Origin of the sequence: Micromonospora sp. WMMD736 (assembly GCF_049179015.1) — a bacterium.
Classification (GTDB): domain Bacteria; phylum Actinomycetota; class Actinomycetes; order Mycobacteriales; family Micromonosporaceae; genus Micromonospora.
The window spans coordinates 4942009-4966163 of sequence record NZ_JBMHMI010000001.1 but is presented as its reverse complement, the minus strand read 5'-3'; the positions used below and the strand labels follow the sequence as shown (position 1 = coordinate 4966163).

The following is a 24155-nucleotide window of genomic DNA, read 5'->3' as shown; positions in this document are numbered from 1 at the left end:
CCTCGGTGGTTCAGGCGGCGGCGGTCGCGGCCGGCTCGTCGCCCGTGGGAGCACCGGTCGGTACGGGGGTCACGGGTCGCACCACCCCGGCGGCGAGCCGGTACGACATCCCGACCACCGCGCACCGCCCCCGCGCCACCTCGTCGGCCAGCAGGGGCGACTGCCCGAGCAGCGTCTCGACGGTCTGCGCGATGTGGATGTCGACGATGCCGTCGATGTCGTGCACGCCCTCGGCCGTGGCGCGTCGCAGGCTGGGCAGCACCGCGTCGACCACCGCCGGGAGATGCCCCGGGGGCGCGACGCCGGTGGCCGCCGATTCGCGGGCCGCCTGCACGGCACCGCAGGAGTCGTGGCCGAGCACCACCACGAGTGGAGTACCGAGCACAGCCACCGCGTACTCGACGCTGCCCAGCACCTCGGGGCCGGTGGTGTGCCCGGCGGTCCGCACGACGAAGAGGTCACCCAGGCCGCGGTCGAAGATGATCTCGGCGGCGAGCCGCGAGTCGGAGCAGCCGACGATCACCGCGAAGGGGTGCTGCCCGTCCGCCACGGCGGCGCGGTGCCCGGCGTCCTGGTTGGGGTGGCGCGGCTCTCCGGCGACGAAGCGCCGGTTGCCGGAGACCAGCTCGGCGTACGCTCGGGCCGGCTCGCTCGCGACCGGCGACTGGTCGACGGTCCGCTGCGTGCCCGGCTGCCCGCCGGACGTACCGGAAAGGCTCATCCCCGCACCTCGTCTCCACGCGTTTGACCTGCTCAACGGGCTTTTCAGCCGGGCCGGCGGCGGGCGCTGGCTCGCGCTCAACGGTCACACGCACGGCAAGATGCGTCAAGATATGCGTGATTTAGATTTCATACGTTGACTCCCGGAAAGGCGGCCCACGATGGCGAGCACGACGGCCGGAGGCGGCCGGAACTGGACATTCCTCACCAACCACGGACATGTGCTGCTCGCCATCGCCCGCGACCCCACCGCCCGGCTCCGTGACGTGGCGGCCGAGGTGGGCGTCACCGAGCGGGCCGCCCAGGCCATCGTCGCCGACCTGGAGGCCGAGGGTTACCTGCACCGCACCCGGGTGGGGCGTCGCAACGAGTACACCCTCAACCCCGCCGGCCGGTTCCGGCACCCCGCCGAGGCCGAGGTGCAGGTCGGCGACCTCCTCGCGTTGTTCACCGCACCCGCCGCCGACGACGCTTCCTGATCGGCCTGCGCCGCGCTCCCTGAACGGCGGCGGGCCACCGCCGCAACCCGACCAGGGCCGACGTCGCAGCCCGACCCGGGCCGACGTCGCCGGGCCGTTGCCCGACGCGGCGCAGCGGTAATCTCTGCGGGTGCGCGAATGCCTGCCGCCGAGCGCGACCGAGCCTCCCCGCCGTACCGTCCGCGCCGTCCTCAGTGGAACGCTCGCGGCCCTGCTCGGGGCCGCCCTGGTGGTGACGCCCGGCGGGCCGGCCGCAGCGGCGGCACCCGTCTGCGGCCCGGCCGGTGAGGACGGCCTGGTGGAGATGCCGTGGGCGCTGCGTCGGCTGGATCCGGTCTCGGCCTGGCCGATCTCGCGGGGCGCCGGGGTGACGGTGGCGGTCATCGACTCCGGGGTCTCGGCCGTCCACCCGGCCCTGAAGAAACAGGTCCTCGCCGGGCGGGACTTCAACAACCTGCCCGACAACCGGGGCCAGTGCGACCTGGCGGGCCACGGCACGATGGTCGCCGGCATCATCGCCGGCCAGGACGGCACCGGGGCGCCGTTCAGCGGAATCGCCCCGGCCGCCCGCATCCTGCCCATCCGGGTGCTGCCCGACGCCAAGGGCACCAACGACGAGGCGCTGCCAGGCCAGATCGCCGCGGCCATCGACTGGGCGGTCGACAACGACGCCGACGTGATCAACCTGTCCCTGGTGACCCTGCCCCGACCCGAACTGGCTCAGGCCGTCGAACGCGCCCTCGCCAAGCGGGTGATCCTGGTCGCCGCCGCCGGCAACCGGCAGGAGACGCAGGAGGACAAGCCGGCGTACCCGGCCGCCTACCCAGGCGTCATCGCCGTCGCCGGTGTGGACGAGCAGGGCGGGCACGTCGGCACCTCGGTCAGTGGCAGCTACGTCGACGTCGCCGCGCCGGGCCTCAACATCGTCGGTCCCGCGCCCGGTGGGGCCGGCTACCGCGCCGAGCCGACGGGTGGCACCAGCTTCGCCGCCGCGTACGTCTCGGGCACGGCGGCGCTGGTCCGGGCCGCCTACCCGGACCTCACCCCGGAGCAGGTAGCCGACCGGCTGGAACGTACGGCGGACAACCCGCCGCAGGGCCGCAACGCCGAGGTCGGGTACGGCGTGGTCAACCCGTACCGGGCGGTGTCGAGCCTGCTGGGCACCCGCACCGACCCGCCGGTCGGCGCGCTCGCCCCGCCCACTCCCGAACCCGATCCGTTGAGCTGGCAGCGCACCGCGGCGCTCTGGGCGGCCGTGGTCGGCGCCCTGCTCACCGTACTGCTGCTGATCACCCGGCCGATCGTGGCGCGGGGCCGCCGACGCGGCTGGCGTGCCGGCCGCCGCGCGGACGAGCCGGTCACCGGCTGAGCGCGGTCACGGCGTTGCTGCGGTCGACCACACCAGCGCCGTGCCGCAACGCTCAGCGCAGGATGCCCGAGGTGCCGCCGCCGTCCGCGCCCCACACGTCCTCGTCCTCTTCCAGCCAGGTGTTGCGGGCGGTGTCCTCCTCGCCGTAACCGGCACCGCCACCCGTGCCGGCCACGCCACCGACGCCGCGCGCACCCGCGCCACGCCCTGCGGCGCCCGCCGCGCCACGACCGGCACCGCCACGACCGGCACCGCCGCCACCACCGGCGACGCCACCCATACCCGGCGCCATGCCACCGGCCAGCTTGCCGCCCGCGCCGAGCCGACCGCCGGCACCCCGGCCGCCACCGCGACCGGCACCCGCCGCGCCGCCACCCATCATCGGGCCCATGCCCGGGGAGACCGCCCGACCGAGCGCGCCGCCACCCGCGAGAGCGCCGACACCGCCCCCGGCGCTGCCCAGGCCGCCACCGCCGCCGAGCCCGGGGGAAGAACCGAGGCCACCGGAGCCGAGTCCGCCGCCCAGCCCCGAGCCGAGCCCGGGGGAACCGCCACCGCCCGCGCCCGCGAGGCCGCTGCTGAACTCGTCGTCCACGCCCCCGACGCCCGGAACGCCGCCGCTGCCCGGGTAGTCGCCCGTGCCGGTGTCGTACCCGCCGGAGAGGTCGGGGTGGGTGCCGGACCCGCTGGGCAGGTTGCCGGTGCCCGGCAGGTCGCTGGTACCGATCGAGGGCGTGGCACCGAGGCCGCCACCACCGCCGCCACCGCCGCCGAGCTTCGGCACGCCGCCGCCACCGCCACCACCGCCACCCCCGGTGTCCAGGTTGGGGACCTGACGGGTGGGGTCGCCGGTGAGGAGGTTGGGAGTGGTGTCGCCGGGCGCGCCGGATGCGGTGGTCTGGTAGTCGTCCCGCACCTTCTCGTAGACCCGGGCGGCGTCCTCCGACTGGTCGTTGATCCAGTCGGCGATGGCCGTCACCGGGTCGAACCAGCCCAGGAAATCCGGCGAGACCTTCGCCTCGAAGAAGCCGACCCCGAGGGTCAGCTTGGCGTTGCGCGCCTCCAGCACGTCGTTGACGCAGGTCGCCGGGATCGGAAAGTCCCGCTGGGCGGCGGTGAGTTGGTTGGCGGCCGACTTGAGCGACTGGACGATGCCGGTGCCCTTCTCGGCGTCCGCCACGATCTGCCCGGTGTCCTTGGCGATCTGCTCGACGTGGCCCTTGAACGCCTCGTACGCCGGGCCCTTCCAGGTCGTGCCCAGATCCTTGATGTTGGACTCGAGGCTCTGCTTGACGTTGTTGAGATTCTTGAGCAGTTGCTCCCAACCGAGTGCGGCGCTCTCCACGTCACCCGGTCGGCCGTCGATGACGACCTTCTGGCACATCTCTTCCCAGCTCAGGCCCATCTGCCGTCCTCCCCCGTCCTAGCGTCCGTCGCCGTTGCCGGCCACGTCGCCGAAGACACGCTGCATCTCGGCGGCGGACATCCTGTTCTGCTCCTCCGCCGTCTCGTAGTTCTGCTTGACCTGGCGCAGCGCCTCCGCCGCGTCGTACAGGCTCTGCGAGAGCTTGCGGACACCGGACTCGGTGCCCTGGTAGAGCCCCTGGTGCTTGGCCGCCAGCCGGGCCGCCCAGTCGAACCCCCCGAGCGGGCTCGGCTGACCGCCGGCCCCGCCCGCCATGCCGCCGGCCGCCCCACCCATCAGGTCCTGGATGTCGACCATGTCGTAGGAGAGCTTGTTCAGGTACGCGGCGTGGGTCTCCAACCAGGTGATGGCCGAATCCAGGCTGGTCGCGTCCCACTCGGTCTTGACGCCGGCCTCACCGGGCGCGGCGATCAGGCCCTCCGGCGTCGCGGCGTGGTTGACGTTGTCGATCTCCAGGCCGGTCACGGCCAGACCCGACGTCGGCATCGCGCCAACCGGGACCGGAATGTAGAGGTCGTCGTTCACGTACCGTTCCGGCTGGGTGGTCCTGTCGTCCGTCATCGGTCCCCTCCCCGAAACCCTGACTGGTGGTGTGCGCTCACTGCTGCTGATGCGGGCCCGGCGACGGCGGGCCCGAGCCTGGCCAGCCGGACCCGGCCGGCGGTGTCGCCGGAGCGGTCGGCGCCGGCGGATAACCCTGGACGGGATGGCCGGGCGGGTACCCCGGGCCGGGCTGGCCCGGCGGCGGACCGTACCCCGGGACGGGCTGGCCCGGTGGCGGGCCGTACCCCGGGACGGGCTGCTGCGGCGGGCCGTAGCCGGCCGGCGGCGGCTGGGTGGCGGGCCAGCCGGGTGGCGGCACGCCGGGTGCGCCCGGGTACGGGCCGACGGCCGCCGGCGTCGTGCGCCGCTTGCGCCGTCGCAGCACGACGAACAGCACGATCAACCCGATGATCGGTACGCCGATGCACAGGCCTGCCTGGACGATCGCGCCGGTCTTGTTCGAGACGCCGAACTCGACCGCCGGGCCGTCGTCGTCGCCCGGTCGGGTTGCGCCGCCGGGGCGGGTCGGGCCGGCCGCCTCGCCCTGCAACAGCGGGTTCGCCGTCACCGCGGGCACTGAGCGGGTCAGCGCGGCGACCGGGTCGACCCGGCCGAAGCCGAACTGCGGGTCCCGGCCAGCCGGGCCGGCGTCGCGGGCCGTCTCGATCAAGCGGCTGATGACATTGGGCGCGTCGAGCTTCGGGTACTTCGCGCGAATGAGCGCCACCACGCCGGAGATGATGGCGGCTGCCGAACTGGTGCCGCTGCCCACCGAGTAGCCGTTCGGCGAGACGGCTTTGGGCGCCGGACTGATGATGCTCTCCATCGGACTGGCGATGACGGTCTCCGGACCCTGCACCGAACCGGCGAAGAAGCCACCACGCTTGTCGAATCCGGATACGGCGATGACACCGGGGATGCTGGCCGGCGAGGTGACCTGCCGGTCGCCCTGCTCGAGGTTGCCGGCGGAGGCGACCACCACGGCGTCCTTGCTCAGCGCGTAGTTGACGGCATCCACCACCTCTGGAGAAGCCGTACGGTTACCGCCGCCGATCGAAACGTTGATGACGTCGGCGCCGTTGTCGGCGGCCCACCGGATGCCCAGGACGAGGTCCTGGTCATTGAACCGGTCGCTCATCGAGACCGGGAGGATCTTCGCGGCCGGAGCGATGCCCAGCTGGTGCATCGCACCACCGCCACGCCCGGCCACGATGCCGGCCATCGAGGTCCCGTGGCCCTTCACCTTGTCATCGTCACGCCGGCCGTCCGAGGCGGCCATGGCATTGGTGCCGTGCCCCGCGAGCACCTGACCGCGCAGGTCAGGATGACTGGCCTCGACCCCGGTGTCGACGACGGCGACCACGACACCCGCGCCCTTGGTGATCTGGTGCGCGGCGGGGATCTTGAGATAATCCAGGTACCACTGGAGGCCACGGACCGTATCAGCGGCCCGAGCCGGCGTCGGCGCGACAGTCACCGCGGAGGCCAGCGCGGCGCACAGCGCCAACGCGGCCGCACCCACGGCCCGTGCCGATCGGAAAGGCTTCCCCGTACGCATCGCTCTCCCGTATCTCGCCGACGCCAACACGATGCGGCTCCGGCCCGGTCGAGCCGGACCGGAGCCGCATCGGTGATTGTGTCAGCCCCACACCTTGGAGTTGCTCATCTCGGTGGAGACGTAGTTCTCGCGGGCGATGCCGACGGCACCACCGATCTCGTTGAGGATCCGGTTGATGTCCCGGACCGACGAGTCCCACTTCGCCTGGTGCTGCTCGTAGGCGGCGCGGTCCTCGCCCTCCCACTGGAGCTTGGACAGCATCGACCGCAGCGTGTCCAGCTTCTCGTCGATGGTCTTCGAGATGGCCTGCATCTGCTGGTTGCTGCTCTCGAGGACCGCGTAGTCAACCTTGATCGTCACGACTTCCTCCTCTGCTGGCTACGGATCACGGGTTGAGAGCAGAGTGGAACTTGTCCAGCATCTGCTGCTGCTCCTCGTCGTTGACCTGGTGCGTCGTACCCGACTTGTCGAGCAGGTCCGCGATGTTGTCCATCGCGGTCAGCAGACTCACGGTGTCCTCGTTCCAGCGAGTCATGAGCGACTGGAACCCCGTGGACGCCTGACCCTTCCACGCCATGGCCAGGTCGTCGACCACGTTCCACAGCTTCTTCAGCTCGCCGTCGACCTCGCTGCGCGTGGACCGCACGTCACTCGCGGCGGTATGCAGAGTCGCAGCTTCGACCTCGAACGCCATGCTTCACACCCTTCCGTCATGTTGTGTGGCGTCGGCTCTGCCGCGCCCCTCCCCCGCGGCAAGGCAGCAACACCCCACCGACGGACACTCCACCAGAGACGGTAGCGGAACCGGTCCAGCCACCGCAGCCCTGACCGGGGCCGTTCGATGGATGGTGGTGGATCGGGCCGGTTGCGCGATCCGTACCGGCAGGCACGGGCCAGCCGACCGGCTCGGTCAGGCCGGCTCGGACCAGGCGGTCTGGATGAGCTGTTGGCCGTCCCGCCGCCGGACGAGCGTGCCCCGACCGGGTGGCTGCGGGCTCGGGCGCAGCGTGCCGAACACCGCGCCCTCCTCCCGGTTGCCGGACATCAGCAGACCGGGAGAATCCAGCTCACGCAGGCGTTGCAGCACCGGCTCGTAGAGTGCCCGGGCCACCCCGCCGACCCGACGGGTGATGATCAAGTGCAGCCCGATGTCGCGCGCCTGCGGCAGCAGCTCGTGCAGGGCGCTCAGCGGGTTGCTGCCGCCGGAGGCCACCAGGTCGTAGTCGTCGACCAGGATGTACAGGTCCGGGCCCTTCCACCAGCTGCGGTCCCGCAGCTGGGCGGTGGTCACGTCCGGGCCCGGCAACCGGTTGGACAACGCGCTGCGGATCGAGCCGAGCCCCTGCGCGAACGCCTGGTTGGACGGCGCGTAGTCGAGCAGGTGATCGCCCTCCACCGCGCCCAGCAGGCCACGCCGGTAGTCGGCGATCACCAGCCGGGCCTGAGCCGGCGTGTACCGCTCGGCGATGCCCCGGGCGATGAGCCGCAGCAGGTTGGTCTTGCCGCACTCGGCGTCCCCGAAGACGGTCAGGTGCGGCTCGTTCGCCAGGTCCAGGTAGACCGGCGCGAGCGCCGACTCGTTGACACCGATCGGGAGGCCGGGCGCCGACCGGTCGATGATGCGGGCCAGCTCGGACACCGGCAGCCGACGCGGCAGCAGCCGTACCTTCGGCGCGGGACGCCCCGGCCAGTTCGCCGCCACGTGCCCGGCGAGCGCGACCGACGCCTCGCTCAGGTCCTCGATGTCGCGCCGACCGTCGATCCGCGAGATGGCCGTCAGGAAGTGCAGCTTGTCCCGGGTCAGGCCGCGACCGGGCGACTTCTCCGGCACGTTCATCGCCGAGCGCCGGTCGATCTCGGATTCCGCGGCGTCGCCCAGGCGCAGCTCCAGCTTGGTGCCGAGCAGGTCCCGCATGTTGATCCGGATTTCCGCCCACCGCACCGCCGTGAGCACGACGTGCACCCCGAAGCCGAGGCCCCGGTTGGCGAGCGTCGTGATGGTCTGCTCCAGCTCCTCGTAGTCCTGGCGCAGCGTGTTCCAGCCGTCCACCACCAGGAACACGTCGCCGAACGGGTCGTCGGCGAACTCGCCGGCCGCCCGCCGACGTCGGTAGCTCGCCACCGAGTCGATGCCGTACTGGGCGAAACGCGTCTCCCGGTCGTCCAGCACCGCGACCACCTCGGCCACCGTGCGGCGTACCGCCTCGACGTCCCGTCGGCCGGCCACCCCGGCCATGTGTGGCAGCCGTTCCAGGCTGCGCAGCGCGCCGCCGCCGAAGTCCAGACAGAAGAACTGCACCTCGCGTGGCGTGTGGGTGAGCGCCAACGAGGCCAGTAGCGACCGCAGCATGGTGCTCTTGCCGCTGAGCGAACCGCCGACGATGACCACGTTGCCACCCGCGCCGGCCAACTCGACCATCATCGGGTCGCGGCGCTGCTCGTACGGACGGTCCACCACGCCGACCGGCACCGTCAGGCGTCCCCGGCCCGGCCAGGACGCCGTGCACAACCCGTAGGTCGGGTCGACGGCCAGCGGGCCGAGCAGCTCGCCCAGGCCCGGCGGGTCGGCCAGCGGCGGCAGCCACACCTGGTGCGCCGGTCGGCCCCGGCCCTTGAGCTGGTCGATCAGCACGTCCAGCATCGCCACGGCCTTGCCGTCGGCCGGCTGCTCCGGCTCCGGCGCGGTGTCCACCGACACCTGCGGCACCTGCGCGGGGATGAAGTTGACGCCGTACGGCACGATCCGGCGCTGCACGAGGGCCTGCGCCGCGGAGGCCTGCTGGCCGGGCGCCCGGTACGGCCCCGAGACGTACGCCGCCCGGAACCGCAGCATGGTGTTGGTGTCCGTCTTCAGGTAGCCGTGCCCGGGCGCGCTCGGCAGCTCGTACGCGTCGGGCACGCCGAGCACGATCCGGCTCTCCACGGCCGAGAAGGTCCGCAACCCGATCCGGTACGACAGGTGGGTGTCCAGACCCCGCAGCTTGCCCTCCTCCAGGCGCTGCGAGGCCAGCAACAGGTGCACACCCAACGACCGACCCAACCGGCCGATCATCACGAACAGGTCGATGAAGTCCGGCTTGGCGGCCAACAACTCGCTGAACTCGTCACAGATGATCAACAAGCTCGGCATCGGCGCCAACGGCTCCCCCGCCGCACGCGCCTTCTCGTACTCGAACCGCGAGACGTAGTTGCCCGCCGCCCGCAGCAACTCCTGCCGACGCACCATCTCACCGGCGAGCGCGTCGCGCATCCGGTCGACCAGCGGCAACTCGTCCGCCAGGTTCGTGATCACCGCGCTGGTGTGCGGCAACGCCTCCAGCGAGGCGAACGTCGCGCCACCCTTGAAGTCCACCAGGACGAAGTTCAGCTCCTCCGACGAATGGGTCACCGCGAGCGCGGCCACCACCGTACGGAGCAGTTCGCTCTTGCCGGAGCCGGTCGCGCCGATGACCAGGCCGTGCGGGCCCATACCCTCGTGCGCGGACTCCTTGAAGTCCAGCTCGACCACGTTGCCGTCCGGGCCGACACCCAGCGGAATACGCAGCCGGTCGCGGTGACCGCGCGGCCGCCACGTCTGGTGCACGTCCACGGCCGCGGCGTCGCCGACACCGAGCAGGTCCGGAAGCTCCATGCTGCGGGACAGCGGCTCCTCGCTGCTGGTCTGCTGCTGCGACAGCCGGTACGGCGCGATCTGCCGGGCCAGCCCTTCGGCGGCCTCGGCGGAGAGCCGGTCGGGTCGACCGAGACGGGAGGTCGAATTGCCCCGGATCAGGTCGAGCGCGGTGCCGTCACCCGCGTCCAGGCAGAGCAACCAGCGGCCGGCGTCGCGCGGCACCGTACCGGACAGGTCGATCAGGGTGACGCCGAGCAGGCCCTGACCCACCAGCTGGCAGGTCGGGGAGATCTCGCCACCGTCGACCACCACGACGAGGTGCGGCACGGTGGTCAACGGCTTCGCCTCGGCCGCGAAGCGGGGTCGCCCGGCCAGCTCGGCGGCGAGGGAGTCCTCGGCCTCGGCCAGGCTGGCGAAGACCAGACGACGCGCTCCGGCGGCGTCCGTCCGGCCACTGTGGTGGGCGTGCGGCAGCCACTTCACCCACTCCCAGGCCGGCTGCCGGTCGGGCGCGGCGACCACGGCGACCACCAGGTCGTCGGGGGCGTGGAAGGTCACGAGCTGGCCCAGGGCCGCCCGCGTCAGGTCGAGCACCGGCTCCCGCTCGCCGCGCAGCACCACTCGGCTGAACGCGCGGACCGACAGCGCGGTCGGCAGGTCGGGCACCGTGGTGTGCGCGCGGACGAACCGACGCAGCGCGATGGCGCTCATCGGCTCCAGGTCCTCGACCGGCTTGGTCTCCGGCGGGACGATCTCCACCGCGAGCCGCTGCGGGCCCACCGCGATCCGCGTCTCGCCGAAGTCGGGCTCGGTGATCCGCCGCTCCCACAACCGACGGGACGCCGCGATCGACCAGAGCGCGTCGGGCTCGGGGTGCCGCCAGTCCATCGCATCGCGCTGCTGCCCCGCCGCACGACGGGTGCGCTTGCGCATCTGCGCCAGGTACCGCATGTAGTCGCGGCGGTCGGCGTTCAACTCGGCCTTGTCGTTGCCGCCGTTGCTGAGCGAGCCGATGGCCATGCCGAGCATCGACACACCGAACAGGCCGCCGGCGACGTACGTCATCATGCCGCCGCCCCGACCGGCGTAGAGGAACGCCATCGCGCCGACGCCACACACCATCGGCAGGATCATGAGCAGCTGCCCCATCCCGCGCGGTGTCGGCTCGGGCAGCTCGGGCGGGGACTCCAGCACCACCTCGCCGCGCGGCAACGCCGGCCCCGGTTGGCGCGGAGGTCGGCGGAACACCACCGTGCTCACGGCTGTCTCCTCCCCAGAAGCGGCCCTGCCGTCGTGCCGGCGCGGCGCGAAGCTCGCGGGTGGGCACTGTACGTGCCCGTCATCGTAGGTAATCTCCCGTGGGCGCGGTGCACCCGCACCGATACGCCGCGGCCCGCTGATCGTAGATGGACACCAGGAGGCCACTGTGGCTACGAAGTCGGCGACCGGCGGTCTGAGCCGGATCACCATTGTGGCCCCCCGTACCCGGATGGACCTGGCGCTGCCGTCGGACGTGCCGATGGCCGACCTACTGCCCACCCTGCTGCGCTACGCGGGGGAGGACCTGGCCGACGACGGCGTACGGCACGGCGGCTGGGCGTTGTCCCGCCTGGGCGCGGCGCCCCTGGACGGTGGTCGTACCGCCGCGCAGCTCGGTGTCCGCGACGGCGAGGTGCTGTACTTCAACCCGCGCTCCGCCGCCGCCCCGGAGATCGTCTTCGACGACGTGGTGGACGCGGTCGCCACCGCCACCACGCAACGGCCCGGCTCCTGGCAGGTCGACTCGACCCGGTCGTTCGCCGTGCTGTTCGCCGCGGCGGCGTTCGGCGCGGGCGCGGTGGCGGCCCTGTTCACCGGCCCGCCACACCTGCCCGCCGCGCTGGCTGCCCTGCTGGTCGCGGTGGCACTGCTGGTCGGCGCGGCGGTGCTCGCCCGGGCGGTGGGCGACAGCCGGACGGGCTCGGTGCTGGCGATGGCCGGGCTGCTCTACGCGGGTACCGGTGGTCTGCTGCTGCTCGCCGGGGACCGGAAGCTGACCGAGCTGGCCAGCCCGCACGTCCTGCTCGCGGCCACCGCCCTGGTGGTCGCCGGGGCGGTGGCCGTGCTGGCCGTCGGCGACGACCGGTACCCCCTCTTCTTCGCCGCGATCGGCCTGGGGGCGGGGGCCGGCGTGGGCGCGCTGCTCTGCCTGCTCCTCGACATCGACGCCGCGGCCGGTGCCGCGGTGGTGGCGGCCGTCGCCTTCGGTCTGGTGCCGGCGCTGCCGATGGTGGCCTACCGGCTGGCCCGCCTGCCGGTGCCGTCGATCCCCACCGGCCCCGACGACCTGAAGACCGACAGCGAGACGGTGGACGGGCGGCGGGTGCTCGAACGCAGCGATCGCGCCGACGCGTTCCTCACCGCTCTGCTGTGGACGTTGTCGCTGCTGGTCCTCGGCGCGGAGCTGGTGCTGGCCCTGGACGGCAGGCTGGCGGCCGTACTGCTGTGTCTGGTGCTGGCCCTGTTGTCGCTGCTGCGAGCGCGTCCGCTGCTGGGCCGGGCGCAGCGTGTTCCGGTGCTGCTCGCCGGCACCGTCGGGCTGGGCCTGGCGGCCGCCGCCACCTTCGCGGGCGGGGCGCTGGCGGTCCGGCTCGGTCTCATCCTCGGTGGGCTGCTGCTGGCGGCTGTGGTCAGCCTGATCTACGGCCTGTCCGTCGCCGGCAAGCGGATCTCACCGGTGTGGGGTCGGCTGCTCGACATCGTCGAGATCCTGCTGATCATCGCGTTGGTGCCGCTCGCCGTCTGGGTCTGCGGTATGTACGACTGGATCGTCAACCTGCGTCCCTGACGGGACCGTCAGCGGGGCTGCCGGCGGCCGAGGCCGCCGAACGCCGAGGCGACCGGCGCGCTGGCGTACACGCCCGGCCCGTGCTGGCCGTCCATCGGCCGGGCCGGCATGCCGGCCCGGTGCGCCATGTCCCGAACGACCTTGACCAGCGCCTCGACGTGGTTGTCCATGGCCGCGACCCGCAGCAGCGGAGCCGCCGCACGCCCGTCGGGCGACACCGCCACCGCCACCGTGTGCGAGGGCGCGGACGTGGCGGTGACCGCGTCCACCAGCGGGCCGAGTGGCGCGTCCGGCCGACCGCGCAGGGCCAGGCAGCGGTGCGTCCAGCCACCGCCCCGCAGCCCCGACCAGGTCTCCGTCGGTGGCTCGGGCACGAGGTCCAGTCCGGCCGCCGAGACCACGGCGGCGCGCAGCTCGTCGCGGCCCAGCGGTCGGTGGGTCAGCCCGGCCGCCGTCAACGCCTTGCCCAACCGACCGATCCCGGCGGCCAACGTGCGGTGGACGCCCGGCAGACCGCCGCCCCGGCTCACCGTCTCGACCCGTGCGTCACGGACCGTGAGCCGCAGCGCCACCCAGACGGTACGGTGTGCGGCCGGCGGCGAGCCGGCAGCGGGGTACCAGACCAGGGTGTGCGCGACCACCTGGGCTCGGGAGACCGGCGCCGAGAAGTCGGCGAGCACCCGCAGCGCCCGGTCGACGGTCGACGCCTCCACCGAGCCGACCGCGGCGCCGGTGGCCGGCTGCAACGCGACCGCCGCGAACCAACCCTGCTCGTCCTGCCCGATGCCCAGCCGGGTGCCCCGGTCGGTCAGCTCGATCACGCCCAGCTCCGGTGCCAGCGCGGCCAGCCGTGGGTCGACGGCCGCCCCGCCGGCCAGGGCGGCGGCGGCCCGTTCACGGCGGCGACGCATCCGGCGGCGCAGCAGCACGTCCTCGAACCACCACCGACCACCGCGCCGGGCGAACGCAGACAGCACGATCACCGCCGCCACGACGGCCACCGTCGCGAGCAGCCAGCTCGGACCGGCCGTCGCGGCCCAGACGGCGACGGCACAGACCTCGAGTACGACGAGCTGGCCGACCAGGACGGGACCGATGCGCCCCCGACCCGCTCGGTCGGCCGCAGGGGTGACCCGCGCTGGATCACCGGTAGGTCGCATGGCGGCATCCGCGGGTGGCGCCTGAACCTGCGTCATCGCTGACTGTCCCTCCTGGACGGTACGGCCCGGTGCCGGGGGTGGACCGGCGGCGGCCCCGAGGACCGGCCGTCGGCCCCTTATCGTAGGGAAGCCCGCGACGGCACCCCGAGGACATCGTCGCGGATCCACCCCGCCGGAGGTAAGTCATGCGGACCCGCCGCGATCAGGTGCAGGCGTACCGCTTCGTCACCCGCCGGATCGTCTCCGCGCTGATGTCGGGTGATCCGGAGACCACCAATCTGCCGATGCGCCGGCTCGGCATGGCGGTCTTCGGGAGCGTGATCGCCGCCGCCGTGGTCCTCGGCGGCGTTGGCGCGTACGGCCAGTTGACCGGAAACACCGCGCCGCTGGACGAGAACACGCTGGTCATCGAGCGGGAAACCGGCGCCACCTACGTGTTCGCCCAGGGGCAGCTGCACCCGACGCTCAACTACACCTCCGCGCGGCTGATCCTGAACGAGCCCGATCCCACGGTGCGCACGATGTCGCAGGCGTCGCTGCGGGACCGGCCACGGGGCCGTACCGTCGGCATCGTCGGGGCGCCGGACGCGCTGCCGGACCGAAAGTCGTTGACCGGCCTGCCGTGGTCGGTCTGCGACGTGCCCGACCCGGTCGACCCGCGCCACTCCACCACCCGGGTCGTGATCAATCGGGCGCTGCCCGGCGGCACGCCGCTCGGTGACCGGGCGGTGCTGGTCACCGTGGACGGTCAACGGCACCTGCTCGCCGCCGACTCGCGACTCGAGATGCGCGGCGGTGACCAGGCCGTCGCGGCGCTGCGGATGACGGGTACCGCTCCGCTGCCGGTCGGGCAGCAGCTCCTCAACGCCGTACCGGCGGGGCCGCCACTGCGCAAGCCGTCGCTGCCCGGCCTGGGTGAGCGCAGCGGGTTGAGCGTGGCCGGCCGGCCCGCCACCATCGGCCAGGTCTTCCAGGCGGCCGGTCAGCACTACGTGCTGGCGCGCGAGGGTCTCGTCTCGGTCAGTGAGATCACCGCACTGCTGCTCATCAGTGGCGGCGGTCGGATCACCGACATCACGCCCGACCAGGCCGGACGTCTCCTGACGGAGCAGCGTGTGGACGCGGACGGGATGCCGAGGACGCTGCCGACCCTTTATCCGGCCCGGGCCGGACAGACCCTGCTCTGCGCGACGTACCGGGAGGGCACCGCCGGTGGCCCGCCGACCACCACGCTGGAGGTCTTCGACCGGGTGCCGGCGGAGCTGGCGGGCACCGAGCCGGGTTCGGTACCGGTACGCCAGGGCGCCCGGGACGCGGTGCGCACGGCCGAGTCGGTGCTGCTGCCCGGCGGCAAGGGCGTACTGGCCCAGGCGGCGCCCGGCGCCGGCACCAGCGGTTCCGGCGCCGCCGGCAGCACGGTCTACCTGATCAGCCCTCAGGGTGTCCGGTACCCGATCGGTTCGCCCGAGGCGCGGTCCGCCCTCGGCTACGACGGGGTCACCCCGCTGGCGGTGCCCGGCTCGCTGCTCGCGTTGATCCCGACCGGGCCGACCCTGGACCAGGAGTCCGCGCTCGCGCAGTTCGCGCCGGGTGACGTGGGAGCGACCACGCCGCCGTCGCAATCGAGCGCGTCGACGCCCGGCACGAGCGCCCCGGCGGGTGACGGCACCGGCGGCGGGGCCCCCGAGGCATCGACCGGCGCCCACGACTGAGCGGTTCGGACGGGTCGCACCGGCTCGCCGAGGTGGACTAACCTGGGTCCGCTGACGGTTGTCAACCAGAACGACGGGGATGTTGCCATGACCGGGCGTACGGAAGTCGACCTGCTGTCCCTTGAGGACTTCCACCAGCACCTCGCGCTGCGGCTGAGTCAGGCCGAGTCGGTGCTGCGCAAGCTCAACACCGAGATGCAGTGCAGTCCGCCGGCCCTGGGCTCCTTCACCGACGCGACCCAGAATTCGCGCCGCTACAGCGAGGTCCACCAGTCGTACGTGGAGCAGGCCGAGCGGCTCCGGCAGGCGGTGCAGGCGGCACAGCAGGCGACCGGCACCATCCTGGCCAACTACCGCACCGCCGAGGCACGGAACGCGGCCAACGCCACCGACATCACCGCGGCGCTGACCGGGGTCGATCGGGCGTTGCAGCCGAAGGGGGACGGGCGTGTCTGAGTACACCCAGCGTTACCAGGGTCGGAGCCACCAGGAGCTGTACGACGCGGTGATGGCCGGTAAGCCCGAGCAGATCGAAGGGATCGCCGCCCAGTGGGCCGCTCTCAAGGGCATCCTGGACGGCCTCGGGCGTGAGCTGAGCGGCGACCTCGAGAAGCTCGGCAACACCTGGACGGGCCCGGCGGGCCGGGAGTTCCAGCGGCGGCTGACGCTGATCGTCAACCACTCCGACGCCCTCGGTGAGGGCATGTCCGGCGTCAAGCAGGGTCTCACCATGATGGCCGGTCAACTGCGTACCGCGCACCAGAAGGCGGAGAGCCCCGAGGAGACCGACGACAACGACCAGGCCGTCTCGGGCGCGCTCAAGGGCGCCATCTTCGGCGTGCCCGGCGCGGTGGTCGGCGGCATCATGGGTCACCAGCAGGACAAGGAAGAGCAGGAGAAGGCCCACCAGCGGATGGTGAACCTCGTGGCCGAGTTGGCCGCCGGTTACGACCTCTCCGCGTACGACCGGGTGGTGGACCCGCCTCCGCCGGACCCGGAGACGCCGCGCACGGTCAACGACGACCGGCCGACGCCGCGCAGCGGTCCGGCCAGCACGACGCCGTCGGCCGCTCCGACCGCCACCGGTCTCACCGGGCACCCGGGCGGCGCGACAATCGCAACACCCGACGGCGTGGCCCCGGCGCCGACCACCGGGGGCGGCTCCGTTCCCGGCCACGACGGCGGCACGTCGGTCGTCGTCATCGGCCCCGGCGGCGTCGACGGCGACCCGTCGGGCACCACCTCCCTCGCCGGCGCGGACCCGCTGGTCAGCGGGGCGCTGCTCGCGGGCGGGGCGGCCGGACTGGCCGGCCTGTCCGGGCCGACCACCATGCCCGCGAGCGCCGGGGGCGGCCCGAGCCTGCTCTTCGGGGCACCGGGCGGCGCACCGGCCGGCGGGGTGCTGCGCACCTCCGCGCTCGCCGGCTCCAGCAGCACTCCCACCACGTCGGCCCGTCCGACCGGCGGCGCCGCCGGGGCCGAGAGCCGTTCGGCGAGCGGCGTGGGGCGGAGCATCGACGGCCGACGCGGTGAGCCCGGTCGGGCCGCCGGAGCCGGTCGGCAGGGCCTGACGGGCAACGGTCGGGCCGCCGGCCGCCCCGGAGTGCTCGGCGGTCAGGGCCGTGCCGAGGATGACGAGTCCGACGACCGGCTGACCTGGCTGACCGAGGACGAGATGGTGTGGGGCGACGGCGGTGACGCCGCGCCGCCGGTACTCGGCACCGGCGGCTGACCGTCGGCCACCGCAGACGAGCGCACGTGACCCCCGCCGGACCCGCTCCGGCGGGGGTCACGTGTTCCGGCCCGCCGCTCGACACCGGGTCGGCACCGTCCACAGTGTCGGCGGTGGCCGTGGTCACTCCCGTTGTGCCCACCGCCGTGCTGCGCCGCGCCCCGACGGGCGATAGGTTGGTCGGGTGTCGTCCGTAGCTCTGGTCCGCCCGGCCCGCTGGGCCGTGCTGCGGTCGCTACGGGAGCTGACCCGGCTGGCGGTCACCGCGCTGGTGCTCGCGATCGGTCTCGGCGGCGCGCTCGCCGCCACCCCGCCCGCGGAGGCGCAACTGCGTCCGTCCGCCGTGAGCAGCCGGGTGGACACCGTCCGGCCCGACGCCGCACCGGCCACCGAGCGGACGAGCCAGCCGGCCCCTGCCCAGCTGGTCGACGGAATCGCCGCCGCACCGGCCGGCCCGGCCCTCGTGGGCGCGGAGCACACGCCGGCTGAGGTGCCCGGTGGCGGTATCCCGCCCCGACGCGGCCCTCCCGCCCGCTGACCCCGGTCCGCCAGGTCACCCACCGCTTCGCCCGACCCGCATCCGGGTCGTCGTCCGGGTGCCTGACGCGCAGCCGCGCCCGCTCGGGCACGCCCCGCCCCGCGACGGCTCTGCGCCCCGGCCCGCCATCGGAACAGCTCATCCCCGACCACTCGGAGCCCGACGCGTCGAAGCGACGGCCCGTTGCGGTCGGGACCCATTCCTCGACACCGTCATCCGACCGCGAGGTGCTGATCATGCAGACCGTCCTCTCCGCCGTCCTGCCCGACGTACCCCGGGCCGCCGCCATCTGGCTGAGCCTGCTCGGGGTGGTCGTGTTCGCCGTCGCCGCGCTCCTGGTACGACCCGGACGCCTCCGCCTCGACCCGGCCGCCCGCATCCGCGACGCGGCCATGCCCAGCCACCTCGAACAGGTGCAGGAGCAGCGGGAACAGCGCCGCTACGCGCAGGAGATCGCGGTGGCCGCCGAACGCGCCACCGCCACGGCCCAGCGCCGTCGGGCCGAGTGGGTGGCCGCGCAGGAGACCGTCGAGGTCGCCTGGCAGGCGTTGGAGGCCGCCGAGGCGGGTGTACGCCGGCTCGGCGGGGCCGCTGCGATGCCGCTGCCGCAGACCACCCGGACACCCGCCGAGTACGCCGACCGCGAGCGCTACCTGCACCGGGCCGCGCTGGACGCGTACTGGCGGCGGGAACTGTCGGTGGAGCAACTCAGTGACGTCTTCGCCCACCGGAACGGCTGGGATCCGCGTCTGCACCCCGTCGAGCAGGAGCTCGTGCTGCAACGGGCCATCCGCGACAACCTTTCGGCCAAGCACGCGGCCGCGGTGCAGACCGAGCAGGCAGCCTGGCGGGCTGCGGAGCTGGCCGTGGCGGCGGCGCGCAGCCTCCGTGTGGAGGTCCACGCGGCCACCGGACGGCGGACGGCGGAGTCGGCCTCGGTGCTGCCGCTCAGCGAGGTCCTGCGGCCCGCCGTCGAGCAGACCCGGGAGAACGCGGTGGTCGCCCGCGGCCGCGCGGCGGTGCCGGCGTTCTGACCCGGGCGCGGCTCACGATTCGCCCGGGACGGCCGTTCCGGGCCGGGTCGGCGTCGGTGGGTTAGCGTGACGGCATGTCCCGACAGTCGTGGGTCCTCGTGGTGGTCGCCGGCATCCTGGCGCTCGCCACACTGGTCGGCGCGGTGGTGCTGGCGGTGCGGGTGGTGCGTACGAGGCGGCTGCTCACCGGGCTCGGCGCGGGCGGCAAGGTGGCCTTCTACGGGGCGTTGATCTACACGATCTTCCCGGTGGACATCCTCCCGGACCCGATCTATCTGGACGACATGGGCGTCCTGGCCGGCGCGCTGATCTACCTCACGCGGCTCGTGCACAAGCGCCGGTCGGAGGGCCGTCGTCTACCCGGGCAGCCGGACGGTCCGTCGACCCCGGACCGCACCCGCTCCGTACGATGATCAGGTTGGCGCGCAGGACGGGAGACGCAGGTGGCCGGTGATCATCGACTGGACATCCACGACGACCGGGTGGCGGCGTTCTGCGCTGAGCGGCACCTCGCGACGCTGACCACCGTGCGCGCCGACGGCACCCCGCACGTGGTGCCGGTCGGGGTCACTCTCGATCCGGCGGCCGGGCTGGCCCGCGTGATCACCTCGGGTACGTCCCGCAAGGCTCGGCGGGTGGCCGCCGCCGGGGCGGACGGCACTCCGGTGGCCGTCTGCCACGTGGACGGCCGTCGCTGGCTGACGATCGAGGGCCGGGCGGTGCTCCGATCGGATCGAGCCTCTGTCGCGGAGGCGGAGCGCCGGTACGCCGAGCGGTATCGGACCCCGCGCCCGAATCCGGAGCGGGTGGTCATCGAGATCACCGTGACGGGGCTACTCGGCAGCCTCTGACGTCCCTTACGTCACTTATGTCGGGTTGATCCCGCCCTGCGGGGTGGTAACCGTGCGCCACACGCCACGCGGAATCCCGCACCGTCGGCGGTCGTTACGCCAGGTCGCGACGGCCCACACCGGCAGCCGGCGGTGGAATGCCGCCCGGAGCAGGGCCGTTACGTCCCCGGTAACCACGGCCGAGACCGCCACGGAGGCGGCTACCCCCGAACGGAGACTCGACCATGAACCCGATCGTGCAGAAGAGCGGCCTGTCCGTCGTCGGCCTGCTCGTCGCCGGCGGTTGCGCCCTCGGCCCCGCCGTCGCCGCGCAGGCCGCCCCCGCGCAGGCCACCCCGTCCACGTCGAGCCAGACCAACCGCAGCGCCGAGCGGATCCTCGACATCGACTACCAGGCCCAGCCGAACTTCTTCTACTGCGGCCCGGCCGCGACCCGCATCGCGCTCTCGGCCCAGGGCAAGGCGCTCTCCCAGGACGACGTGGCCAAGCTGCTCGGCACCACCGAGGCGGGCACCCCGTCCGCCCTCGACACCACCCGCGTGCTGAACGAGTTGACCGGCGGTCACTACCGGACCACCGAGATCCGTGACTCGGTGGCCCGCCCCGACCAGGTCGAGCAGCTGCGCCGGGACGTGCTGGCCGCCATCGACGCCGGTCGCCCGGTGGTCGCCAACATCAAGGGCACGACCGTCGACACCGACGGCAACCCGCACTCGTACGAGGGTGGCCACTACCTGACGCTCGTCGGCTACCGCGACGGTGGCGACCTCGTCCGGGTCGCCGACCCGGCCGACCCGGCGTTGGGCGAGTACTGGATGACCCTGCCGAAGGTCGCCAACTGGATCGCCGAGCGCGGCTACTCCTCCTGACCCGACGCTCACCGGGCCGGCCTCTCCCCTGCGGAGGAGCCGGCCCGGTCGCCTCTCCGGTTGGCGAGATGCGCCCGCCGACGTGCGCGGGCGGCTCTCGTCGGCCGGGCCCGGCGCAGCTGACGGCGGGCCGGCGGCGAGACGGCCGACCCGCCGGCGCCGGCCGCCCTGCGCACGATCCGGTTGGCGTCGTCCGCGTCGTAGCCGACCGCCCGCAGCAGGTCACTGGAGGCGGTACGCAGTCCGGTGACGATCGCGTCGCCGAACGACCTGACGCCCTTCGCGCCGGCTCGACCAGCCAGCTCGGCACACTCCTCGACGAGTTCCCGGGTGCGCTGCGGATCACCGCTGCTCAGGCACTCCGTCCGCATCTCCACCACCGCCTGTCCCAGCCGGCCGACCGCGTCCGGCAACTCAGGTGGGATCGGCTCGTCGTACTGAAGGGCGGTCGTCGACCAGCGGGCGAGGGCGCGACTGTCCAGCAGCAGCCGTTCGAGGTTCTCGGCGCTGCGGGCGTACCTGTGGAACTGCTGGCGGCGGTGCCAACGGGCGGGTGCGATCGTCACCACCTCCTCCGCGCCACTGAGCGCGTCGTGCAGTCGACCAATGTCCCCCTCGGTGCCGCGCAGCCTGTCCAGGACGCGTCTCGTCCGACCGCTGTCGCGCTGCCGGAGCGCCTGCCCCAGCTGGTCGAGTTGTTCGCAGAGGATCGTGAAGATCGGTGTGGCGGCCCGGTCCAGCACCCGCATGGGGTTGACCGGCAGCAGCAGTGCGACCACCACCAGACCGACCATCCCACCCACGAGCGCGTCGACGATCCGGGGTACCTCCAGGCCGCGGTCCATCGGGGCCAGCGTGGCGATCAGTACGGCGGTACCGCCGGCCTGACCGACCAGCGGCCCGCCCTTTCCGGCCACCAGGAGGGCGCTGGCGATGGCCAGGGCGACGATGACCCCGGTCTGCCACGGTCCCGAGCCGAAGATGACGCGCAGCGTGTCACCGATGACGATGCCCAGGCCGACACCGGCTAGCAGTTCGAAGGTGCGCCGGGCCCGCTGCCCGATGGCGGTGGCGATGGTGCCGACCGCGGCGGCGGGGGCGAAGACGTGTGATCCCGGGCCGAGGAAGTGCGTGGCGATCTGGGCCGCGAGCGCCGCCGCCAGACCGCTCTGGACGGCGATCACCAGGGTGATCTCCCACTGCCGGGCACGGATCCGGCCAGCCTGGCCGCTGCGGTGCCGCACCCGTTCGACCGCCCGGCCGCCGCGCTCGGCGGCCTCGTCGAGCCGCGACAGGTCACGGTCGGCCGGTGGACGGTCCTCGGGCATGGCGGCGGTTACCCCCGGGAAGCCCGGTCAATCGTGCCGTCGCGCCCCACGGTACCCAGCGGCACCGGCGGCACCAGCGGTGACCGGAGCGCGAATCCATCGGCGTTCGTAGGTTTGCTCGATCGGTGGGGGGTACCAGGGGCCACACACCCACCGATCCGCAACCGGTAAGGGGCCCAGATGAGCAGTCCACAGAGCACCGGGGAGCAGGATGTCGTCGACGTCCTCGTCGCCGACCACCGTGAGGTCGAGACCCTCTTCGTCGAGTTGGAGACGCGGCAGGGTACGCCCGAGTACCGCCGTCAGCTCGCCGACGTGGTGATCGCCGAGCTGGTCCGGCACGCCGTGGCCGAGGAGGCGTACGTCTATCCGACGGCCCGCAAGGCGCTGCCCGACGGCGACCAGATCGCCGAGCACGAGATCACCGAGCACTCCGACGCCGAGCGCACGATGAAGGACCTGGAGTCGGTGGACCCGTCCGATCCCCGCTTCGACGAGTTGCTGGCCCACCTGACCAGCACCATCCGTCACCACGTGCAGGACGAGGAGAACGATCTCTTCCCTCGGCTACGCGCCGCCACCGCCCGGGAGGAGCTGGTCGAGCTGGCCGGCAAGGTGACCGCGTTCAAGAAGATCGCGCCGACCCGCCCGCACCCGAGCGCACCGGACCACCCACCGGCGAACAAGCTGCTCGCCCCCGGAACGGGGATGATCGACCGGATACGGGACGCGCTGAGTAACCGGCCGACCTCGATGGACGAGCTACGCGAGCAGCAGCAGCAGCGCTGATCGACGGACGCTCCGCACAGGACGGTCCCGGGTCGCCGATCTCTCGGCGGCCCGGGACACGTCCGGTACGTCAGCGGACCTGGTCACCCTCGCCGGTACGCGCCTGGGCCTGGTCGACGCCCTTGTCGATCTGGTCGCCGTACTTGCCGCCGGTGCGCTTGTCGGCCATGTCGCCGGCCTTCTCCATGCCCTGGTCGACCTGCTTGTCGTGCTTGTCGGCGAAGTCCTTGGCCTTGTCCATGAAGTCACCCACGGCGCTCCTCCTCCTCGGGTCGTTCCCTCTCGCGTTCCCTGGTCCCGACAGCGCAAACGCTTTCCGTCCGGGCGTAGACCGCGAAGGCCCGGCCAGCGGACCCGTGCCGGCGTACGATCCGCGCGGACGGCCGGGTGTCGGCGCACGGCCGGCCGGGTACCGACCTCGCCGAGATCGAGGAGGGCCGAGATGACGGCAGACCAACCCGGGGCGGATGCCGCGCCGGCAACCGGCGGTACGCAGAAGACCGACACCACGGCGGCGGCACCCGGCGGTACGGCGGCGGTCGGTGACGCCGGGGCGCGGCACGCGTGGGCGGGGCTGCCGTGGCCGGTACGGACCGCGGTGCTCTGGAGCGCCTGCCTGGTGGTGATCGTCGCCGGGCTCTACCTGCTGGGTCGGATCGCCGTCCTGCTGGCCCCGCTCGCCATCGCCCTTGCCGCCACCATCTTCCTCACCGCGCTGTTGGACCCGGTGCTGCTCCGGCTGCGTCGCCTGCGCCTACCGGCGGCGTTGGCCGCACTGCTCACCGTCCTGCTGCTGCTCGGCATCCTCGTGGGCGTCGGAGCGCTGGTGTGGAACCTGACCGCCAGCCAGTTCGACCAGCTCAGTCAACAACTGACCCAGGGGCTCGACCGGAGCCGGGACTTCGTCACGTCCACCCTGCCGGTCAGCGAGGCCCAACTCGACAAACTCATCGACCAGGCCCGGGAAGGGCTCAGCGGCAGCTCTCCGGATCCGGTGTCCGGCGCCCGGACGGCCAGCGAGGTCGTCGGTTCCGCGTTGCTCGCCCTGGTGCTGCTCTTCTTCCTGCTGAAGGACGGCCGGTCGATGTGGCACTGGACGCTGTCCCGGATGGCCGGCCCGAACCGACCCCTGGTGGCCGAGGCCGGCCGGAACGGTTGGCAGACCCTCGGCGCGTACAGCCGGGGAACCATGATGATCGCGGCCATCGACGCGATCGGCATCGGCCTGGCCCTGGTGGTGCTACGGGTGCCGCTGGCCCTGCCACTGGCGCTGATCACGTTCCTCGGCGGTTTCGTCCCGATCATCGGGGCGACGGTCGCGGGCGCGGTCGCGGTGCTGGTGGCCCTGGCCGCCAACGGCCCGACGACCGCTCTGCTCACCCTCGCCGCCGTGGTCGCGGTGCAGCAGATCGAGGGCAACCTGCTGGAGCCGCTGGTCATGAAGCGCCAGGTACGTCTGCACCCCGCCGTGATCCTGGTGGCGGTCACCGCCGGCACCCTCGTCGCGGGCATCGCCGGCGCCTTCGTCAGCGTCCCGATCACCGCCGTCCTGTGGCGCGTGGTCGACACCGTGCAGCGCCGCCGCTCTGCCGGGTGACGCCGCGCCG

Annotated in this window: 23 protein-coding genes; 13 read left to right on the top strand and 10 right to left on the bottom strand. The window is 73.1% G+C overall.

Annotated features, from left to right (window positions below; genetic code table 11):
- Positions 1-10 precede the first annotated feature (10 nt).
- Positions 11-721: a carbonic anhydrase gene (locus tag ACN269_RS22480; protein WP_421474270.1), complete on the bottom strand. Its 711-nt coding sequence runs from the start codon at positions 719-721 to the stop codon at positions 11-13.
- A gap of 160 nt (positions 722-881) precedes the next feature.
- Here ACN269_RS22480 and ACN269_RS22475 point away from each other — a divergent pair, with 160 nt between their 5' ends.
- On the top strand, positions 882-1199 hold the full coding sequence (locus ACN269_RS22475) for a helix-turn-helix transcriptional regulator (protein WP_421474269.1): 318 nt from the start codon (positions 882-884) through the stop codon (positions 1197-1199).
- 130 nt (positions 1200-1329) lie between these two features.
- A complete protein-coding gene (gene mycP, locus ACN269_RS22470) occupies positions 1330-2568 on the top strand; it encodes a type VII secretion-associated serine protease mycosin (protein ID WP_421474268.1) in 1239 nt (412 codons plus the stop codon).
- A 52-nt stretch (positions 2569-2620) separates the two neighbouring features.
- Here the strand turns inward: mycP and ACN269_RS22465 are convergent, their stop codons facing one another.
- From ACN269_RS22465 to eccCa, 6 genes are all read right to left on the bottom strand, one after another.
- Positions 2621-3973, bottom strand: coding sequence for a WXG100 family type VII secretion target (locus ACN269_RS22465; protein ID WP_421474267.1), 1353 nt, complete (start codon positions 3971-3973; stop codon positions 2621-2623).
- Between the two features lie 18 nt (positions 3974-3991).
- Complete coding sequence (locus ACN269_RS22460; protein WP_421474266.1) at positions 3992-4555, bottom strand: hypothetical protein; 564 nt, start codon at positions 4553-4555, stop codon at positions 3992-3994.
- A 37-nt stretch (positions 4556-4592) separates the two neighbouring features.
- On the bottom strand, positions 4593-6059 hold the full coding sequence (locus tag ACN269_RS22455) for a S8 family serine peptidase (protein WP_421474265.1): 1467 nt from the start codon (positions 6057-6059) through the stop codon (positions 4593-4595).
- Positions 6060-6176: 117 nt separating this feature from the next.
- On the bottom strand, positions 6177-6455 hold the full coding sequence (locus ACN269_RS22450; protein WP_234590027.1) for a WXG100 family type VII secretion target: 279 nt from the start codon (positions 6453-6455) through the stop codon (positions 6177-6179).
- A gap of 25 nt (positions 6456-6480) precedes the next feature.
- Positions 6481-6789, bottom strand: a complete 309-nt coding sequence (locus ACN269_RS22445; protein WP_355049151.1) for a WXG100 family type VII secretion target — start codon at positions 6787-6789, stop codon at positions 6481-6483.
- 216 nt (positions 6790-7005) lie between these two features.
- A complete protein-coding gene (eccCa, locus tag ACN269_RS22440; RefSeq protein ID WP_421474264.1) occupies positions 7006-10968 on the bottom strand; it encodes a type VII secretion protein EccCa in 3963 nt (1320 codons plus the stop codon).
- A gap of 166 nt (positions 10969-11134) precedes the next feature.
- Between eccCa and eccD the strand changes: the two genes are divergently transcribed.
- Positions 11135-12535: a type VII secretion integral membrane protein EccD gene (eccD, locus tag ACN269_RS22435; protein ID WP_421474263.1), complete on the top strand. Its 1401-nt coding sequence runs from the start codon at positions 11135-11137 to the stop codon at positions 12533-12535.
- Positions 12536-12543: 8 nt separating this feature from the next.
- Here the strand turns inward: eccD and ACN269_RS22430 are convergent, their stop codons facing one another.
- Positions 12544-13731, bottom strand: a complete 1188-nt coding sequence (locus ACN269_RS22430; protein ID WP_421474262.1) for a type VII secretion protein EccE — start codon at positions 13729-13731, stop codon at positions 12544-12546.
- A 149-nt stretch (positions 13732-13880) separates the two neighbouring features.
- Here ACN269_RS22430 and eccB point away from each other — a divergent pair, with 149 nt between their 5' ends.
- From eccB to ACN269_RS22390, 8 genes are all read left to right on the top strand, one after another.
- A complete protein-coding gene (eccB, locus tag ACN269_RS22425) occupies positions 13881-15407 on the top strand; it encodes a type VII secretion protein EccB (RefSeq protein WP_421474261.1) in 1527 nt (508 codons plus the stop codon).
- 87 nt (positions 15408-15494) lie between these two features.
- Positions 15495-15863 (top strand): hypothetical protein, encoded by a 369-nt coding sequence (locus ACN269_RS22420; protein ID WP_421474260.1) that lies wholly within the window; start codon positions 15495-15497, stop codon positions 15861-15863.
- The gene (locus ACN269_RS22415) at positions 15856-17139 is read left to right on the top strand and encodes a WXG100 family type VII secretion target (protein ID WP_421474259.1); all 1284 of its coding nucleotides are present in this window, start codon (positions 15856-15858) and stop codon (positions 17137-17139) included. The genes ACN269_RS22420 and ACN269_RS22415 overlap by 8 nt, the downstream gene beginning before the upstream one ends.
- A gap of 184 nt (positions 17140-17323) precedes the next feature.
- Complete coding sequence (locus ACN269_RS22410) at positions 17324-17677, top strand: hypothetical protein (protein WP_421474258.1); 354 nt, start codon at positions 17324-17326, stop codon at positions 17675-17677.
- A 236-nt stretch (positions 17678-17913) separates the two neighbouring features.
- Positions 17914-18711: a hypothetical protein gene (locus ACN269_RS22405; protein ID WP_421474257.1), complete on the top strand. Its 798-nt coding sequence runs from the start codon at positions 17914-17916 to the stop codon at positions 18709-18711.
- Positions 18712-18785: 74 nt separating this feature from the next.
- Positions 18786-19124, top strand: coding sequence for a hypothetical protein (locus ACN269_RS22400; protein ID WP_421474256.1), 339 nt, complete (start codon positions 18786-18788; stop codon positions 19122-19124).
- A gap of 30 nt (positions 19125-19154) precedes the next feature.
- Positions 19155-19562 (top strand): pyridoxamine 5'-phosphate oxidase family protein, encoded by a 408-nt coding sequence (locus ACN269_RS22395; RefSeq protein WP_421474255.1) that lies wholly within the window; start codon positions 19155-19157, stop codon positions 19560-19562.
- 224 nt (positions 19563-19786) lie between these two features.
- Positions 19787-20431: a C39 family peptidase gene (locus ACN269_RS22390; protein WP_421474254.1), complete on the top strand. Its 645-nt coding sequence runs from the start codon at positions 19787-19789 to the stop codon at positions 20429-20431.
- A gap of 8 nt (positions 20432-20439) precedes the next feature.
- Here ACN269_RS22390 and ACN269_RS22385 read toward each other — a convergent pair whose 3' ends face one another.
- Positions 20440-21759, bottom strand: a complete 1320-nt coding sequence (locus tag ACN269_RS22385; protein WP_421474253.1) for an FUSC family protein — start codon at positions 21757-21759, stop codon at positions 20440-20442.
- Positions 21760-21939: 180 nt separating this feature from the next.
- Between ACN269_RS22385 and ACN269_RS22380 the strand changes: the two genes are divergently transcribed.
- The gene (locus tag ACN269_RS22380) at positions 21940-22548 is read left to right on the top strand and encodes a hemerythrin domain-containing protein (RefSeq protein WP_421474252.1); all 609 of its coding nucleotides are present in this window, start codon (positions 21940-21942) and stop codon (positions 22546-22548) included.
- Positions 22549-22618: 70 nt separating this feature from the next.
- Here the strand turns inward: ACN269_RS22380 and ACN269_RS22375 are convergent, their stop codons facing one another.
- The gene (locus ACN269_RS22375; protein WP_396832127.1) at positions 22619-22789 is read right to left on the bottom strand and encodes an antitoxin; all 171 of its coding nucleotides are present in this window, start codon (positions 22787-22789) and stop codon (positions 22619-22621) included.
- A gap of 201 nt (positions 22790-22990) precedes the next feature.
- On the opposite strand from ACN269_RS22375, the gene ACN269_RS22370 reads away from it, so the two are divergent.
- Entirely contained in the window at positions 22991-24145 is a 1155-nt protein-coding gene (locus ACN269_RS22370; RefSeq protein ID WP_421474251.1) for an AI-2E family transporter, read from the top strand.
- The last annotated feature ends 10 nt before the right edge of the window (positions 24146-24155 follow it).

What these genes read in the sequence shown, in the direction of transcription:
- ACN269_RS22390 (WP_421474254.1), top strand. Translation starts at nt 19,787, where the DNA reads ATGAACCCGATCGTGCAGAAGAGCGGCCTGTCCGTCGTCGGCCTGCTC.
- ACN269_RS22430 (WP_421474262.1), bottom strand. Translation starts at nt 13,731, where the DNA reads ATGACGCAGGTTCAGGCGCCACCCGCGGATGCCGCCATGCGACCTACC.
- ACN269_RS22420 (WP_421474260.1), top strand. Translation starts at nt 15,495, where the DNA reads ATGACCGGGCGTACGGAAGTCGACCTGCTGTCCCTTGAGGACTTCCAC.
- ACN269_RS22480 (WP_421474270.1), bottom strand. Translation starts at nt 721, where the DNA reads ATGAGCCTTTCCGGTACGTCCGGCGGGCAGCCGGGCACGCAGCGGACC.
- ACN269_RS22460 (WP_421474266.1), bottom strand. Translation starts at nt 4,555, where the DNA reads ATGACGGACGACAGGACCACCCAGCCGGAACGGTACGTGAACGACGAC.
- eccB (WP_421474261.1), top strand. Translation starts at nt 13,881, where the DNA reads ATGCGGACCCGCCGCGATCAGGTGCAGGCGTACCGCTTCGTCACCCGC.
- ACN269_RS22375 (WP_396832127.1), bottom strand. Translation starts at nt 22,789, where the DNA reads ATGGACAAGGCCAAGGACTTCGCCGACAAGCACGACAAGCAGGTCGAC.
- ACN269_RS22385 (WP_421474253.1), bottom strand. Translation starts at nt 21,759, where the DNA reads ATGCCCGAGGACCGTCCACCGGCCGACCGTGACCTGTCGCGGCTCGAC.
- ACN269_RS22370 (WP_421474251.1), top strand. Translation starts at nt 22,991, where the DNA reads ATGACGGCAGACCAACCCGGGGCGGATGCCGCGCCGGCAACCGGCGGT.
- ACN269_RS22405 (WP_421474257.1), top strand. Translation starts at nt 17,914, where the DNA reads ATGCAGACCGTCCTCTCCGCCGTCCTGCCCGACGTACCCCGGGCCGCC.
- ACN269_RS22400 (WP_421474256.1), top strand. Translation starts at nt 18,786, where the DNA reads ATGTCCCGACAGTCGTGGGTCCTCGTGGTGGTCGCCGGCATCCTGGCG.
- ACN269_RS22475 (WP_421474269.1), top strand. Translation starts at nt 882, where the DNA reads ATGGCGAGCACGACGGCCGGAGGCGGCCGGAACTGGACATTCCTCACC.
- ACN269_RS22445 (WP_355049151.1), bottom strand. Translation starts at nt 6,789, where the DNA reads ATGGCGTTCGAGGTCGAAGCTGCGACTCTGCATACCGCCGCGAGTGAC.
- ACN269_RS22380 (WP_421474252.1), top strand. Translation starts at nt 21,940, where the DNA reads ATGAGCAGTCCACAGAGCACCGGGGAGCAGGATGTCGTCGACGTCCTC.
- ACN269_RS22465 (WP_421474267.1), bottom strand. Translation starts at nt 3,973, where the DNA reads ATGGGCCTGAGCTGGGAAGAGATGTGCCAGAAGGTCGTCATCGACGGC.